Origin of the sequence: Mesorhizobium sp. M7A.F.Ca.CA.002.09.1.1 (assembly GCF_003998555.1) — a bacterium.
Taxonomy (GTDB): Bacteria; Pseudomonadota; Alphaproteobacteria; order Rhizobiales; family Rhizobiaceae; genus Mesorhizobium; species Mesorhizobium ciceri.
Map to the genome: position 1 here is coordinate 1 of NZ_RZRR01001473.1, position 702 is coordinate 702.

Annotated in this window: 1 protein-coding gene; it reads right to left on the minus strand. The window is 66.1% G+C overall.

Annotated features, from left to right (window positions below):
- A partial coding sequence (locus EN994_RS34095) for an FAD-dependent oxidoreductase (RefSeq protein WP_164746559.1) occupies positions 1 to 640 on the minus strand: 640 nt, incomplete at its 3' end.
- Positions 641 to 702 lie beyond the last annotated feature (62 nt).

Consider the following 702-nt stretch of genomic DNA (forward strand, 5'->3'; position numbering starts at 1 on the left):
CATCCTCGTCCTCGCGGCCGGTCAGGCGCGGGCTCTTCTCGACGACGGTGACTTCCGCGCCGAAGCGGCGGAACATCTGAGCGAATTCGAGCGAGATGTAGCTGCCGCCGACGACGACGAGATGGCGCGGCAGCACGTCGAGATCCATCATCGACGAGTTGGTCAGATAGTCGATGTCGTGGATGCCGGGAAGGTCGGGCACCGAGGCGCGGCCGCCGGTGTTGAGGAAGATCTTTTCGGCGGTCAGCAGATCGTCGCCGACGCGCACCGTGTTGGCGGATTCGAAACGCGCATGGCCGCGATAGAGGGTGCACTTGTCCATGCCGGCAATCCAGGTCTCGAGATTGCCGCGAGCGTCGTTTGTGACCTTGTCCTTGCGCGCCTTGATCACCTTGTAATCCACGCCGACCGGCCCGGAGAGCGTCACGCCATAGTCGGCGGCGCGGCGCGCCAGATGCGCGGCATAGGCGCTGGCGACCATGGTCTTGGTCGGCATGCAGCCGGTGTTGACGCAGGTGCCGCCGACCAGCTTGCGCTCGATCAGCGCGACGCTCATGCCGGCGGCCGTCAGCCGCCCGGCCAGCGGAGGGCCAGCCTGTCCGGCACCGATGATGATGGCGTCGAAGATTTTCGTCGTCATGCCACCGCCGCTACGATCAGCAGGCCGCCGATGATCGCCACCGCGTCCTCGATAAAGGCGGC